Source organism: Clostridium sp. Marseille-QA1073, assembly GCF_054863625.1.
In genome coordinates, this window is record NZ_JBSVQM010000040.1 from 1 (window position 1) to 16271 (window position 16271).

15 protein-coding genes are annotated in these 16271 nt (G+C 28.9%); 12 read left to right on the plus strand and 3 right to left on the minus strand.

The window, feature by feature from the left end:
- The first annotated feature begins 373 nt into the window (after positions 1 to 373).
- The 4 genes from ACY1IQ_RS20300 to ACY1IQ_RS20315 are packed head-to-tail and all read left to right on the plus strand — an operon-like array spanning position 374 to position 4646.
- The gene (locus ACY1IQ_RS20300; RefSeq protein ID WP_461615694.1) at positions 374 to 2719 is read left to right on the plus strand and encodes a xanthine dehydrogenase family protein molybdopterin-binding subunit; all 2346 of its coding nucleotides are present in this window, start codon (positions 374 to 376) and stop codon (positions 2717 to 2719) included.
- On the plus strand, positions 2706 to 3539 hold the full coding sequence (locus tag ACY1IQ_RS20305) for an FAD binding domain-containing protein (protein WP_461615695.1): 834 nt from the start codon (positions 2706 to 2708) through the stop codon (positions 3537 to 3539). The genes ACY1IQ_RS20300 and ACY1IQ_RS20305 overlap by 14 nt, the downstream gene beginning before the upstream one ends.
- Positions 3540 to 3544: 5 nt before the next feature.
- Entirely contained in the window at positions 3545 to 4015 is a 471-nt protein-coding gene (locus ACY1IQ_RS20310) for a (2Fe-2S)-binding protein (RefSeq protein ID WP_461615696.1), read from the plus strand.
- A 34-nt stretch (positions 4016 to 4049) separates the two neighbouring features.
- The gene (locus ACY1IQ_RS20315; RefSeq protein WP_461615697.1) at positions 4050 to 4646 is read left to right on the plus strand and encodes a nucleotidyltransferase family protein; all 597 of its coding nucleotides are present in this window, start codon (positions 4050 to 4052) and stop codon (positions 4644 to 4646) included.
- A gap of 143 nt (positions 4647 to 4789) precedes the next feature.
- Here the strand turns inward: ACY1IQ_RS20315 and ACY1IQ_RS20320 are convergent, their stop codons facing one another.
- Positions 4790 to 6724, minus strand: coding sequence for a M28 family metallopeptidase (locus ACY1IQ_RS20320; protein ID WP_461615698.1), 1935 nt, complete (start codon positions 6722 to 6724; stop codon positions 4790 to 4792).
- Positions 6725 to 7047: 323 nt separating this feature from the next.
- Between ACY1IQ_RS20320 and ACY1IQ_RS20325 the strand changes: the two genes are divergently transcribed.
- From ACY1IQ_RS20325 to ACY1IQ_RS20345, 5 genes are all read left to right on the plus strand, one after another.
- The gene (locus ACY1IQ_RS20325; RefSeq protein ID WP_461615699.1) at positions 7048 to 8475 is read left to right on the plus strand and encodes an ABC transporter substrate-binding protein; all 1428 of its coding nucleotides are present in this window, start codon (positions 7048 to 7050) and stop codon (positions 8473 to 8475) included.
- Positions 8476 to 8831: 356 nt separating this feature from the next.
- The gene (locus ACY1IQ_RS20330) at positions 8832 to 9410 is read left to right on the plus strand and encodes an ABC transporter permease (protein ID WP_461615700.1); all 579 of its coding nucleotides are present in this window, start codon (positions 8832 to 8834) and stop codon (positions 9408 to 9410) included.
- Positions 9403 to 9789, plus strand: coding sequence for an ABC transporter permease (locus ACY1IQ_RS20335; RefSeq protein WP_461615707.1), 387 nt, complete (start codon positions 9403 to 9405; stop codon positions 9787 to 9789). Before ACY1IQ_RS20330 ends, ACY1IQ_RS20335 begins: the two co-directional genes overlap by 8 nt.
- Positions 9790 to 9824: 35 nt before the next feature.
- Complete coding sequence (locus ACY1IQ_RS20340; RefSeq protein WP_461615701.1) at positions 9825 to 10634, plus strand: ABC transporter permease; 810 nt, start codon at positions 9825 to 9827, stop codon at positions 10632 to 10634.
- Between the two features lie 443 nt (positions 10635 to 11077).
- A complete protein-coding gene (locus ACY1IQ_RS20345; protein WP_461615708.1) occupies positions 11078 to 12103 on the plus strand; it encodes a DmpA family aminopeptidase in 1026 nt (341 codons plus the stop codon).
- A 59-nt stretch (positions 12104 to 12162) separates the two neighbouring features.
- Here the strand turns inward: ACY1IQ_RS20345 and ACY1IQ_RS20350 are convergent, their stop codons facing one another.
- Positions 12163 to 12609 carry a MarR family winged helix-turn-helix transcriptional regulator gene (locus ACY1IQ_RS20350; RefSeq protein ID WP_461615702.1) on the minus strand — a complete coding sequence of 149 codons (447 nt, stop codon included), beginning with the start codon at positions 12607 to 12609 and terminating at the stop codon, positions 12163 to 12165.
- 179 nt (positions 12610 to 12788) lie between these two features.
- On the opposite strand from ACY1IQ_RS20350, the gene ACY1IQ_RS20355 reads away from it, so the two are divergent.
- Genes ACY1IQ_RS20355 through ACY1IQ_RS20365 form a run of 3 tightly spaced genes read left to right on the plus strand, consistent with a single transcriptional unit; the run spans position 12789 to position 15593 of the window.
- Positions 12789 to 13652 (plus strand): efflux RND transporter periplasmic adaptor subunit, encoded by an 864-nt coding sequence (locus ACY1IQ_RS20355; RefSeq protein ID WP_461615703.1) that lies wholly within the window; start codon positions 12789 to 12791, stop codon positions 13650 to 13652.
- Complete coding sequence (locus ACY1IQ_RS20360) at positions 13652 to 14383, plus strand: ABC transporter ATP-binding protein (RefSeq protein ID WP_461615704.1); 732 nt, start codon at positions 13652 to 13654, stop codon at positions 14381 to 14383. Before ACY1IQ_RS20355 ends, ACY1IQ_RS20360 begins: the two co-directional genes overlap by 1 nt.
- 1 nt (position 14384) lies before the next feature.
- Positions 14385 to 15593 carry an ABC transporter permease gene (locus ACY1IQ_RS20365; protein ID WP_461615705.1) on the plus strand — a complete coding sequence of 403 codons (1209 nt, stop codon included), beginning with the start codon at positions 14385 to 14387 and terminating at the stop codon, positions 15591 to 15593.
- Between the two features lie 159 nt (positions 15594 to 15752).
- Here ACY1IQ_RS20365 and ACY1IQ_RS20370 read toward each other — a convergent pair whose 3' ends face one another.
- Positions 15753 to 16127, minus strand: a complete 375-nt coding sequence (locus ACY1IQ_RS20370) for a hypothetical protein (protein ID WP_461615706.1) — start codon at positions 16125 to 16127, stop codon at positions 15753 to 15755.
- Positions 16128 to 16271: the final 144 nt, after the last annotated feature.

A 16271-nucleotide genomic window follows, 5' to 3' on the forward strand; every position in this document is an offset into this window, starting at 1 on the left:
TGTTTTCAACTAAAGTTTTTTAAAACAAGAAATGAAATTAAATTACAAATAATACCAATAATATACAAAATATTATTTCTTATTTGTAAAAAGGGTTAATAGATAATTAATAAAATGTCATAAAATCAAAGAAAATATAGAAAATTTATGAATATAACAAGTGCTATATTCATAAAAAAATTAATAACTTTGGTGTTAATTTAGAAAATATTTTTTAAAATTATATTAAAGTTATTAAGAATATTACCCTTACGGTAGTGATGTCTTTTAGTGGATTTCCTTTATTTATGAATATCGTAGATAAATATGGAAAAACTATTTTAATATAAGTGGAATTTTATTTATTAAAGATTTATATAAAGGAGAGAATCACATGGAGTATATATCCAGAATCGGAGTAAATACCCCTAGGAAAGAAGCATGGGATAAAGTTACTGGTGCTGCAAAATATAATGGTGATACAACAACTTCTAATATTCTACATGCTAAAATGCTTACAAGTCCCCATGCTCATGCCATTATAAAATCAATTAATACTTCAGAAGCATCAAAAGCTACTGGTGTTCAAGCTATAATTACTGGTGAGTATTATCCTGTATTAAATGGTTCTGTAATTGAAGACAGGCCTCCTATTGCAAAAGGTAAAGTAAGATATTTTGGTGAGCCAGTAGCTGTGGTAGTAGCAAATAGTGAGGAGGAGGCAATGAAAGCTGTAAAGCTTATAAAAGTTGTTTATGAGCCGTTACCTGTAGTAAATTCAATAGGTGATTCTATAAAACCATCTGCTACATTAATACATGAAAATCTGGGACAATACCACTGTCCAGTTGATGATGTATATCCTCAGCCTAATTCGAATATTGCTGATCATGTGAAGATTAGAAAAGGAAATATGAGTGCAGGATGGGAAGAAAGTGATGTCATTATAGAATCAAGTTTTTCACTTCCACAATCTGACCATATTGCTATGGAAACTCGAAATGCTAAAGCTCAAATACTACCTGATGGAAATGTAATAATATATACATCTTCTCAAGCACCTTTTTCAGTAAAAAAGAGATTAAGTAAACTTTATAATATACCGGAAGGGAATATTATTGTTCGAGTTCCTTTAGTTGGAGGAGCTTTCGGTGGAAAAGCTACTGTTCAGCTTGAATTTATAGCATATCTTGCTTCAAAAGCTGTTGGAGGAAGGATGGTTAAAATAGCTAACTCTCGAGAAGAAGACATTACTATATCACCATCTAAAATAGGAATTGAAGCTAAACTTAAAATAGGCACTACTAAAGATGGTTTAATAAAAGCTTTAGAGTGTACTTATCATGTAGATTGTGGTGCTTATGCTGATACTGGTCCACGTATGGCAAAAGCAATAGCTGTTGATTGTACTGGCCCATATAATATTGAAAATGTATGGTGTGATGCATTCACAGTATATACTAATCATACATATGTTACATCTTATCGGGGCTTCGGCAATGCAGAATTTACTTTTTGCATTGAGAGAATCTTAGACAAAGTAGCAATTTCAATAGGAATAGATCCTTTAGAATTGAGAATGAAAAATGCCATATCTTCTGGAAATTATTCGCCAACACAGGATAAAATCACGCTAAGTAATACAGGAAATTTAGCAGGTTGTATATCAAAATTAAAAGAAGTAATTAATTGGCAGCAAGGTACAAGGATAGAGTTAAGTAATGGTAGGATAAGGGCTAAAGGAGTGAGCTGTTTTTGGAAAACATCTACCTCTCCAACCAACGCCTCATCTGGTGTTATTATTACTCTAAATACTGATGGTAGTATAAATCTTAATTTCTCTGCAGTGGAAATTGGACCTGGAATGAAAACTACCATAGCTCAGATATTTGCAGAAAAGATGAAAATGGATATAAATAAAGTTTATGTAGTTATGAACGTAGATACTCAAACTTCACCTAAGCATTGGAAGACAGTTGCAAGTATGACAACTTTTATGGTAGGAAATGCAGTTATTGATGCTGCAGAAGATTTAATGCGGCAATTACGAGAACTTGGAGCTATAGTGCTTAAATGTACTCCAAAAGATTTAGAGGTCGAAAATGAAAGGGTATATTTAAGAGATGATCCTGAAATATATGTATCATTTAAAGATTTAGTTTACGGATATGAATATCCTGGAGGAACATCTATAGGAGGGCAAATGATTAGCCGAGGTAGTTACATTATGAAACATTTGACCAAATTAGATAAAGAGACAGGAAAAGGTAAGTCAGGGGTATCATGGACGGTAGGTGCTCAAGCCGTTGAAATAGAATATGATCCTAAGAAATATACTTATAGATTGTTAAAAGCTGCAACTGTTATTGATATAGGTAAGGTAATTAATCCTAAAACTGCTAGAGGACTTATAATGGGTGGTATGAGTATGGGGCTAGGATTAGCTACTAGAGAAGAACTTTTATATAATGATGCTGGTATATTAGAAAATACTTCTTTACGTACTTATAAAGCAATTCACTATGGGCAAAATCCTCAGTATATAGTAGATTTTATAGAAACTCCTCAAATAGATGCTCCTTTTGGTGCTCGTGGTATGGGAGAGCATGGTATTCTAGGAATATCAGCTGCTTTTGCTAATGCTATATCATTAGCAGCACAATTGGATTTTGATAAGCTGCCAATATCGCCTGAATTAATATGGAAAACTAAGACTGGAGGTAAATATGATCCCCTTTGATTTTGAATATTATAAACCAGAAACCGTAGAAGAAGCTGTTAATTTATTTGATAAGTTAAATTTTGTAGGGAAAGAACCAATATATTATGGTGGAGGAACTGAATTTATTAGCATGGCAAGAGTGCATAATGTATATGCAGGAGCAGTCATTGATATTAAAGGTATTTTAGAATGTAATAAACAAGAATTGAAAAATGACGAATTAATAATTGGTTCTGCTGTAACACTTACTAATATTGCAGAATCAAATCTTTTTCCATTACTTAGTTTGACAGTTAAAAGGATAGCTGATCATACAATACAGGGTAAGATAACATTAGGAGGAAATTTAGCTGGAACTATTATATATAAAGAAGCTATACTACCTCTTATGGTATCGGATAGTGAGATAGTAGTAGCGAGTATTAGTGGAAAAAGGCGTATTCCTCTAAAAGACATATTTAATAAAAGAATTGAACTTACTAAAGGGGAGCTTATTGTACAAGTAATTATAAAATCTAAATTTCTTTCGCTTCCGTGCATACATGTAAAAAGAACAAAAAATGAAAAGATAGACTATCCTTTAATTACAATAGCAGCATTAAAAAATAATAATAGAATTAATATTGCTTTTAGTGGATTATGCGAATATCCATTTAGAAATTATCTAATAGAAGACCTTTTAAATAATAACTCAATTTCAGCGGATGAAAGAATAAATAAAATTATTAATAGCATATCTGATAATATAATAAATGATCTTAGTGGTTCTTCTGAGTATAGAAAGTTTATGCTCCATACAATGCTATGTGAAGTATTAGAAGAGTTTAAGGAGAGTTAGTAAAAATGCTTGAGATATTAAATAATACTGTTTTAACACTGAATATAAATGGAGAAGATAGGCAAGTGATTGCTAAACCTTCGGATATTTTATTACATACTTTACGTCAAGAGCTTGGTCTTACTAGTGTAAAACCTGGTTGTGAAAATGGAGATTGTGGTACTTGTACTGTTCTGGTAGATAATTGGCCAATAAAAGCTTGTCTAATGCTTACTGTAGAAGCTGTGGGAAAGAGTATTCTTACTGTTGAAGGACTAAAAGATGCTCCTATTCAAAAAGCTTTTGTTGAAAATTGGGGATTTCAATGTGGTTATTGCACTTCTGGATTTTTAATGGTTTGCCATTCACTTTCAAAGATTCATCCCAACGCTGATGATATTGTAATAGAACAATGGCTTGAATCTAATCTATGTAGATGTACAGGATATGAAGAAATTGAAAGTGCCGTAAAATCAATTTTAAATGGTAAAGTTTAAAAAATAGAAAGGAATTTATAAGAAGTAATTAAATATGAAAGTTGAGGGAATAGTTTTAGCTGCTGGTTTATCAACGAGAGCGGGTACAAATAAGCTAATATTAGACATAGGTGGAAAGACTGTAATTGAAAGATGTATTTATGGAATGTATAATTTATGTTCTAAAATTATAGTAGTAGGTGGTAATAGGATAGAAGAAATAGAGAACATACTTAACAAATATCCTAAAGTAGAACTAATCTATAATTCTAATTATTTAGATGGAATGTTTAGCTCAGTAAAAAAAGGATTAATAAATATTAAAGAAGAGAAATTTTTTTTAATTCCTGGAGATTATCCGATTATTAATAAAGAAATATATAAACAGATGCTAAAACTAGATGAAGATATAGTTATTCCAATATATAAAGGAAAAAAAGGCCACCCACTATTAATGAAAAGTTATCTAATAGAAGAACTAATAAAATCTAAACATTATAATACATTAAGAGACTTTGTTAATATTAAAGGCTTTAAATCTATAAATGTTGAAGAACCCGGAATATTAATGGATATAGATACCATGGAAGATTATAAAGAAATTCTTCTATATTTTCAAACAAGATATCAAAAATTTAGAGATATAATTTAAAAAATTAACTAGTTTAATAGACTGATCTAATCTATTAAACTGGTTAATTTTATTGGCATTGATATATTAATTCTATAGCTGCCAAATTAGTAGCTATAGAATTTTTAGTCAATTAATATCATGTAAGTACTACATATAAAGTTTTAAAAAGAATTTATTAAGTTATCTATTGGTGGTTTTAAATCTAAGGTTTCTAAAATATTAATATTTTCTTCATTATTTGAAAAAGGGGTAATCAATAAATGAAAAGTTTTATCTTTTATCTTTATTGATTTATATAATGCTTTTGGAGAATTGTCTTTTAAGCACAAATAATAACTTTCTCCACTTATATTTTTCGTATCATTACTAATTTTATATTTATTTATAGGATATTCTTGCGATATATTCATATTGTTTAAAGGAGTTTCTATAAATAAATTAACTTTTAATTGCTCTTCATTTTTATTTTTAAAGAGTAATTCCAAATTATCGATATCATCAATATTATAATCTCTAAAATATACTCTATTTGGTTCAAGAGAATTCCTATCTATATTGGGCCAATACTCAGAAATATTTACATAGGCTAATTTGAAATTACCTATACTATTATCTACATTTAGATTAGAATAGTATTTGTTTAATGTACTTATATTATTATCAGCATTTGGATTACTATCTAATACTATATTAGATTTCATTATAACTCCTTTGTTATTACTTGGATCAAGCATATATTGATGATATTTTAAAATATCAAAGACTTTATTAAGCTTTTTTATATCTTCAGGGGAAGGAGTCGAAACCGCATTATTTTTATTAGAATCAGAAACTTTATAAGTTAACTTTTTATTATTTATTATAAAATCAAAAAGTACATTACTAGTATTTTTTAAATATTTAAGGTCTATTTCATCTAAGGTATCTTCTAAAGTATGAACTTTATCCATATTCTCATTAGAAATATTTACTGCTATAATATTCTTTCTTATAAAAGCATCATGGTCACTTGAAGAATAAGAAGTACCAATTTTAGATTTATAACCATTTTTATTAAAATGATTTTTCAAATCTACCATTAATTCATTTTCTTTATTATCTGTAGTTGAAAAAATAGTATTCACATCATCTTTTATCCCTATAGATGTAATATTAATATTATATAACTCACTATAATCTTTAACTAGAGTATCAACGAAGTCACTACTACCTTGAAGATTAGATTCTTCACCATTGAAAAAACAAATAACTATATCATGCTCAGGAGGATTTCCACTATAATGTTCTTTTAATTTTTTACTTATATCTAGTAAGAGAGAAGTTCCGCTGGCATTATCTATAGCACCTTTAAATACTTTATCACCTACACTACCAATATGATCGAAATGAGCAGATAGAACTAATGCTTTACTACTATCTTTTCCCTTAATCATTCCAACTATATTATTAGCTTGTACATTTTCTCTTAAAGATTTAAAGTTAATTTCAATCTTACTATCTTTATTCTTTTCTAAAAGCTCGTAAGTTTTAGGTGAAATTTGTATTAGATTTATATTAGTATTATCTAAACCTTCAGAAGTATTGATGTTTTTCTTAAATACACTTGTTTTAAGAAATATTATCCTTTCATTGGAGTTTATATCTTTAAGTTTATTTACATCACTAGCAACTAAAATTTTATCATCATTATTATCAGTATCAAAAGTAAAGTCCAAAGTTTTTTCCATATCGCTATAAATATTTTCTAGAAAGTCTTCTCCCCGTTTAAGAGAAAGTCTTTTACCATCTTTGAGGATTAGGTCTATATTATAGATTTGTTTCTCTGGGGGATAGTATATGTGATTATAGGGAATGGCATAATTAGTATTGTTCTTATATCTGTCTATACCTATATTTTCTAGTAAAATACTTAAATGTTCCTCCACTTTTTTATTTTCTTTTGTTCCTGTAAGTCTTCCTTTAAACTTAGAATCTGTTAAGTATTTAATGCTTTTTTCAATTGAATAATATCTATTGTTTAAGGCTTTTAACCCCCATGTAGTTCCTAATGATATGACTATAATTAATAAAATAAATGAAATATGTTTACCTTTCATCTATTGTCCTCCTTTTGTATATTTAAATCTATTCTAACATTAAAAAGGCTAAATTTGATGAAGAATAAAAAATTAAAGTGGATTTATTAGATAAAATAAATTTAATTAAAATTGAAAGTATAAAGCATAAAAATATTTAAAAGTACTTTTATTGATATAGGAAAATAAAATTGTATCTATTTGATTTGCAAATAGTAAAAGGTAAGTTCATAGAAAGTTAATATAATAGTCGAAAAATATTGAATTTTCAATAAATTTTTAATAGAATTCTATATGGAGACAAGGGGTAAATTAAATACCTTATATTTATGGGGGGGAAAGTTATGAAAAGTAAAAAATTTTTATGTACAGCCCTTTCAATAGTTTTAACTCTAGGATTAATAGGTTGTGGGGCAAATACATCAACAAATAGCAATACAACAGGAAAAAAAGTAGAACAAACAGAAGAGGTTGTTAAAAAGGATGGAGGTACAATGGTATTTTCCGCTAATACTGATCCTACTTGTTTAAATCCATTTTTTCAACAAAATAGAATTACATTTACTGTAAATAATGCCTTGTTTGATCCATTATTCATTGTAGATAAAGATGACATAAGATATTATCTTGCAGAAAAAATGGAAGCCTCAGAAGATAAACTTACATATACAGTTAAATTAAAAGATGATTTAAAATGGCATGACGGACAAAAAATTACTGCTGATGATATAGTTTTTACAGTGAAAGCTGTACAAGATGAAAAAAATGGTATTGGAGACAGAGAATCTTTTGTAGTGGATGGAAAAAATATTGATATGATTAAAAAAGATGAATTAACAGTTGAATTTAAACTACCACAAGTATTTGCTCCTTTTGATGCTAATTTAGGTTCATTAAGACCAATACCTAAGCACATATTTGAAGGAGAAAAAGATTTAGCTAAATCTGAGAAAAATAATAATCCCGTAGGCTCAGGTCCCTTCATATTTAAAGAGTGGAAAAAGGGTGAAAGTTTAACCTTAGAAAGATTTACAGATTATCATGGAGGCAAGCCTAACCTTGAAAATATAGTTTATAGAATAATTCCAGATAAAAATACTTCTAAAATTGCTTTTGAAAATGGAGAAGTTAATGCAGCTTATATAACAGAAGAAGAATTTGAAAAATTCTCTAATGACGATAGATTTAGTACAACTTCTTTTGAAGAAGGTATGTTAAGTTATATGATATTTAATGAAAAAAATGAAAACTTAAAGAAAAAAGAAGTTAGACAAGCTATTAGTTATGCTCTTAATAAAGAAGAAATACTAAAAGGTCAATTTAAGAACTTAGAAAATACAGCAATGGCAGATTCAATTTTAGCACCTAGCACTAAATACTATACTGAAGATGTGCCTAGATATGAACATAATATAGAAAAAGCAAAAGAACTTATGAAAAGTGCTGGTGTTGAGAAAATGAAATTAAATTTCCAATATGACCGTGATAAAGATACAGTTATGATTGTTCAGCAACAATTAAAAGAAATAGGTATTGAGGTCGAACCAGTGCTTATAGATGGAAATGCTTTTTTTGGTAAGCTTGTAGGAGAACAAGAGAGAGATTTTGATTTAATATTAAATGGATATGTTATGGGGGTAGACCCTAACGGATATGCTAGTGCTTATACTACTGGTGCAATGTTTAATGCCATGAGTTATTCAAATAAAGAAATAGATAATTTATGGAAAGAAGGAGCAAAAGAAGCAGACGAAGGTAAAAGAAATATATAAAAAAATACAAAAAGGTATAGCAGAAGATGCAGCAATATACCCAATACAATATACAAGATCATTAATTGCTATAAGCTCTAACTTTGGTGGAGTAGAAGAAGCTAAGACAGTACCTATATACATGTTTGAAGATTTATCTAAGCTTTACATGATAGAAAAATAATCTAAATAAACTTAGAATTGACAATGGACAATTGGGGAAAAAATCAATTTTGATATAAGTACTTTTTTATACAGACTTTTTATTGACAGAAGTTATGAAGTAATTAAAGAATAACTATAATTTCTATATACTAAAAACATAAATAACTATGATTGTCCATTGTTAATTGAATAAAGAGATGGAGGAAAATACTATGAAGAAACATATATTCAAAAGAGTATTAGAAGCTATTCCTATGCTATTATTTATTTCCTTCATATTATACATATTGATGAATTTAGCTCCAGGTGATCCAGCTCAGGGATTTAGGACGCATCAAATGTCAGAAGAACAAGTGGCTATAATTAGAGCAAGTTTAGGTTTAGATAAGCCAGTTTTTATTAGATATTTTTATTGGCTTAAAAATACTTTAAGTGGAAACTTAGGCTACTCTCTTATAACTTATCAGCCAGTAGCAAAGGAAATTTTATCAAGACTTCCTGCTACATTAGGTCTTATGGGAGCATCGATGATCTTATCTATATTAATATCAATTCCATTAGGGATGTATACAGCACTTAATAAAAATAAGTTTATAGATAATTTTATTAGTACTTTAAGCTATATAGGTATATCTATACCAAACTTTTGGTTTTCAATGATACTTATAACTATATTTGCATTAAAACTTCGATTACTTCCTAGTGTAGGTATGAGAACCATAGCTGTTAATTCTTTTTTAGATATTTTAAAGCATAGTATATTACCTACTGTAGTATTAAGCTATTCCTAATAGTGCAGTCTTAACTAGATATGTAAGGTCAGCTACCACAGGAGAACTTCAAGAAGATTATATTGTTACAGCTATGGCTAAAGGATTATCCAAAAGAGGAATTTTATTTAAACATGTTATGAAAAATTCGCTAATTCCTATAATAACTATATTAGGTATGAGTTTACCATCATTAGTATCTGGTGCTTTTATCACGGAAACAGTTTTCGGATGGCCTGGTATGGGGAGACTTGGAATCAATTCAATATTTTCAATGGATTATCCAGTAATTATGGCAATAACTATGATGACATCTATTATGGTGATTTTAGGTAATTTAATAGCGGATTTATTGTATATAGTAGTTGACCCTAGGATTAAGGTGGTAGGACATAAGTGATAAAAAGCAGATTTAAAACTAATTTTAAAATGCAAATGAAAAAAAATAAGTTAGCACAGTTTTCGTTTATGTCTCTTTGTGTAATTTTTATTTTTTCAATATTCTCCTTTTTATCCCCTTATGATCCCAATAAAATAGATATAGTAGTTAAATTTCAAGGGCCAAGTATTAATCATATATTTGGAACAGATGAGCTTGGGAGAGATTATTTTACAAGGGCATTATATGGAGGACGAATATCTATTATGGTAGGCATACTATCTATGAGTGTATCTGTAATAGTTGGCACTGTTGTAGGAGCAATAAGTGGATATGTAGGGGATATTTTAGATTCAATTATAATGAGAATAATTGATATGCTTATGTGTATTCCTATATTCTTCTTAATATTAATTGCTAATGCTTATTTAAAGCCAAGCATAGTAAATACAATAGTTATAATAGGAGCTTTTGGATGGATGGGAATAGCTAGAATAGTGAGATCAGAAACTTTATCTTATAAAGAAAGAGATTATGTTCTTGTTGCAAAATCACTAGGGGCAAGTAATTGGTATATAATTAAAACCCATATTATACCTAATGTATTGCCAACGGTTATAGTGGCATCAAGTATTAATATAGCTGACGCGATATTAACAGAGTCTGCACTTAGTTTTTTAGGTTTAGGAGTACAGCAACCTATGGCTTCATGGGGAAGTATGCTTCAAGCAGCACAGGCTAGAATGGCAGATAAAGCTTATCTTGCAGTATTTCCAGGACTTTTAATATTGATAACTGTACTTAGTTTTAATGTTTTAGGAGATGTATTAAGATTAGCACTTGAGCCTAAAATGAATGATATATAAATTACATACAATTAAATATAGTAAAATAGCGTAACTAAAACATCATTAATCCCTCTGACAATAAAATAGTTAGTACAAAAATTAAGATTACTTAAAACCTTAAATAACCTCTTATATATTAAAGCATAATCCCTAATGCTTTATTGTATCCTGAGAATTCTTAATTTAATTAATATATTTGTCATTTATGAATTTTAGATTACGCTTATTTACCCTAGATGTAAAGTTTTATATCTAGGGTTTTATATATAGGCATCTAATATAAAACCTTAAAACAAAATTTATTCTAAAAAATTCCAAAGATTTTGACAACGGAGTTTTAAGAATAATTATTCATTTTTTATTCTTAACTTTTAATTCATAGAAAAGATTTTTGTTATAATTTAATTGTAGTTTAAGTTTTATATTTTAAAACTCATAAAGGAGAGATTATCATGGGCAATATGGGAATTAGAAGATATGGAATTACTATAGGAGAACTAAAAACAGGTAAAAATAATTTAATTACTGATGTTGAAGGAGTAAAAGTAGGACATGTCACTTTAAACAAGGATAGAATTAAGACGGGAGTTACTGCTATTCTTCCACATGAGGGTAATATTTTCAAGGAGAAAGTTATGGCGTCGTACCACGTTATAAATGGATTTGGGAAAACTATAGGAACTATTCAAATAGAGGAACTTGGGAATATTGAAACTCCAATATTACTTACTAATACTTTAAGTGTAGGATCAGTAAGTGAAGGCTTAATAAAATATATGCTCAGTAACAATGCTGATATAGGAGATACAACAGGTACAATAAATCCAGTGGTTTGTGAATGTAATGATGGATATTTAAATGATATACGACAATTGGCAATAAAAAGTAATCATGCTTTAGAAGCTATAAAAAACGCTGATATAATTTTTGAAGAAGGTGCTGTAGGGGCAGGAACAGGGATGAGTTGTTATGGATTAAAAGGAGGTATAGGTTCATCATCAAGAATTATAGAATTAGGCAATAAGCAATATACTCTAGGAGTATTAGTGCTTTCTAATTTTGGAAGGAAAAAAGATTTAATAATTAATCATAGAGAGATAGGGAAAGAAATCTGTGATCTTGAAGAAATGGAACAAATAGATAAAGGATCGATAATAATAATAATTGCTACTGACATACCTTTAAATGAAAGGCAACTTAAAAGAGTTTCTAAACGAGCAGTTGTAGGATTGGCGAGAACTGGCTCTTATGTTGGAAATGGAAGCGGAGACGTAGTAATTTCCTTTACAACTGCTAATAAAATAAATCATTATGAGGAAAAGCTTATAACTTCCTTTGGAGCGATAAATGAGGAGAAGATGGATTTAGTCTTTAGAGCAGCTGCAGAAGCTGTTGAAGAAAGTGTTTTAAATTCTATGGTTTATGCAGAAACAACAGAGGGAAGGGATGGGCATAAGAGAATTTCAATAAAAGATTACTTAAGATAACTAATGATTAAAGTTAATAAAAAATTTGTAATAGCAAAGTGAACTAGTTCACTTTGCTATTAATTTTCCATTTTAGAGATTATTTTATTTATGGTATCAAAACTATATGATAATTCCTTCAACTCTTCTTCACTAAATTGGGAAAATTTTTCCTTTAGCTTTGATGTTGCAAGTGTTCTGCGACTTTCCACAAAGCTAACACCTTTTTCAGTAAGTGAAATTTGTATGATTCTGCGATCCTTTTCTCCAGGGATTCTTTCTACTAAATTTTCACTTATCAACTTATCTATAAGTGGTGTTAAGTTAGATTTATTTATAGATAGTCTTTTTGATATTTCAGACATAGTTAAAATTCCCAAAGTATGTAGTAAAAATAATATATTGCATTGAGAAATTGGTAAACATTGATTATTTTCAAAGTCTCCAATTTTAGAAAATTTTTTTATAATCAATGGAAAAATTGAAAGCATATTTTCTGCAATGACAGTTAATTCTTTGTCATCCATAAACATTACTCCTAACTATAAGATAATTACAACTAAATTATAACACGAATTTATAAAATTGTTAGTTGAATTTATTAAAAATGATGGTAAAATAGTTATGAAAACATAACAAAACAAATTATCAATTGATGGAAAAAAATAAAATATATTGATAACTTTATATTACGGGAGGATAAGGAATGAAAAGAAAAACTATAATAGGTATTTTGGTAGTAGCCTTAGCTTTAGTAGCTGTGTCATTACCTATAGCAAAGAAAAAAGAAGGAAAGGTTCCAGAAGTTAAAACTATATCAGTGGAAAAAGGAGAAGTTAAATCCTATTTAAGCACTACAGGAATTATAGCTTCAAAGAAAGTTAAAGAATACTATGGTCCTCAATCAAAGGTTTCAGAAGTTAATTTTAAAGTAGGAGATAAAGTAAAAGATGGAGATATAATAGTATCTTATGATATGGGAAGTATTGATGCAGAATTTAATGGTACTATTACAGAAATAAATGTTTTAGAAGGAACTATAGGAAATATGAATCAACCTGCAGTAGTAGTACAAGATTTAGATAACTTAAAAATAGAAGTTGGTCTTGGCAAATTTGATGCACACAAAGTTAAAGTAGGGCAAAGTGCCGAAGTAAAATTTAATGGAAAAAGTTATAAAGCAAAAGTAGAACATGTAGATCCTATAGCTAAACAGCCAATATCTTCTATGGGAAGTGGAGAAACTACACTAAAAGTAGAACTAAGTATTTTAGATAATATAGAGGGATTGATGGCAGGATTTGATGTAGATGTCAATATACTTTTAGGAGAGAAAAAAGAAGTTATAAAAGTACCAGCAGAGGCTATAAAAGCAGATAAGTCAGGTAAAAATTTTATTTACATATTAGAAGATAATAAAGCAGTAGAAAAAGAAATTAAATTAGGATTAGAGTCTGACATGGAATCTGAAGTTTTATCAGGTATAGAAGCGGGAGAAAAAATAATATTAAATCCTAATAATGTTAATAATGGTGATGAGGTAAAGGCAGATGTAGAGGAGGTTAAATAATGCTAGAAGTAAAGAACGTTGAAAAAACCTATGCTCAAGGTGATATTAGCTTTAAAGCCTTAAAGGGAGTTACTTTAAAAGTTGGAAAAGGTGAGTTCACTTCAATTATGGGGCCTTCTGGATCAGGTAAGTCTACATTCATGAATATACTAGGATGTTTGGATAGGATGGATTGTGGTACTTATTTGTTAAATGGGAAAAATGTATCCAATTTAAGTGATAATGAATTAGCAGTCACACGAAATAAAGAAATAGGATTTGTCTTTCAAGCATTCAACTTACTTCCTCGTATGACAATATTAGAAAATGTAGAGCTTCCTATGGTTTATGCAGGGGTGTCATTTAAAGAAAGAAGAGAAAAATCATTAATAGCACTTGAGAAAGTGGGACTTTTAGATAGGATTAAACATAAGCCTACTGAAATTTCAGGTGGACAAAAACAGAGAGTTGCAATTGCACGTGCAATAGTTAATAATCCAGCAGTAATTATGGCAGATGAACCTACAGGAAATCTTGATTCTAATTCTACTAATGATATTATAAAAATATTTCAAGATTTAAATGATGAAGGTTCAACTATAATAATGGTAACTCATGAACCAGATGTAGCTCAACATACTAAGAGAATTGTAAGATTTAAAGATGGTTTAATTGTAGATGATGAGATAGTAAATAACAGAATAATACTTAATAAACCTAGAATCATAAAGATAAATGGAGAGGAGGCTTAATATGAACTTTATAGAAAATTTTAAAATGGCTATAGATAGCATAAAGTCTAATAAGCTAAGATCTTTTCTAACTATGTTAGGGATAATTATAGGAATAAGTTCAGTTATAGCTATTCTATCCTTAGGGGAAGGTGGAAAGTCCTCTATAACTGGTGAATTTGAGAAAATAGGATCCTCTACAGTGAGTATAAAAGTAAATTCAAATGAGGCTACTATGTCCGATTATTTTAATGAGAATGATATTAAGCAAATAGCTGAGAGGGTTAATACAGTAAAATATATAACTCCTTCTTCCTATAAAATGGGTAACATATCTTCAGAAACAAAATCTAAAAAAGCATCAATTTCAGCAGGAAATCAAGATTTAGCTTTTATTCAAAATGTAGAAATGATCCATGGACGATTTTTTAATGAGATAGAGGCTAATGAAGGCAAAGCAGTGATTGTCTTAGATGAAATAGGAGCTAAATCTCTTTTTGGATATACGGATGTAGTAGGAGAGTATGTTACTATAGGTCCTAAAGCATCTGCTAAGAAAGCAAGGATAATTGGAGTTACAAAAAGTTCACAGATGATGTTTATGGCGGAAAATGAGGATATGCCTATTATGAGCATGGTTCCTTTGTCATTTTTAGAAAGTTTATATCCTACAGATTTTGTCATAGATACCCTATATATTATGGCTGATACAAAGGAGAATATTGAACTGGCAGGAAATAGTGCAATTAATGTTTTAAAGAGCAGACATAATAATCGAGATAGAGAAGTTTATACCGCGGAAAGTCTTATGAAACAATTAGATCAAGTAAATGAAGTTTTAGGAATATTTACAGGATTTATATCAGCAGTAGCAGCCATTTCATTACTAGTAGGTGGTATAGGAGTTATGAATATAATGCTTGTATCTGTTACTGAAAGAACTAGGGAAATAGGCATAAGAAAAGCAATAGGTGCAACAACTAATACTATACTCCTCCAATTTCTAACGGAATCTGTTATAATATCACTTTTAGGTGGAATTATAGGAATGATATTGGGAATTGTAGCAGCCTATGCACTAGGTAGTTTTGCAGGAATAACTCCTGTATTATCGATAACATCTATAATAGCAGTTATAATATTTTCTTCCTCAGTAGGAATTTTCTTTGGAATTTATCCTGCAAGAAAGGCAGCTAAGTTAGATCCTATTGAAGCATTAAGATATGAATAATTTAGAGAATTAAAAGTTAAAAATATGAATTAAGAATAAAATTAGGCATCTGAATAAAATATATTAGCATATAAACTAGTTATTTTTTCAAGATGCCTTAATTATTTTTAATTTTAAATTATAAAACCGTGACTAATAATCACGGTTTTATTTATGGAATTAGTGACAACCAAATCTACCACTTCTGCTTAGAGATCCTCTATTCATAATTTTATTACATTCGTCTATTCTATATTGAAGGTTTTCTTTTATTTTATTTCCTTCCTCTTCAGAAATTTTACCATCTTCTATAGCCTTATCTACAGCTTTAGATTTCTCTTCTAGAATTTGTTTTCTATATTTTACATCTACATTATCAAACTCGTTAAGTAACTCGTCATTATAAACATCTTCTTTTGTTGATGAATCTTGAGAAGTTGAGCTAGTAACCTTAGGAATATCATAATCCTTATTTGATAAATTACTTGCATAAGCAATAGATGTAATTCCTAGTGACAGTGTTAAAGCTGTTATCGCTAAAATCTTTTTATTCATAAACAATCTCTCCTTTTATTATAAGCTTTGAATATATCATATCAATAAGTTGTGAAGAAGTTATGTAGATAATGAAATTACATAATATTACCTAAAAGAATAATATAAGTAATATTATTCTTAATTTTTATCTTTAAATAACTT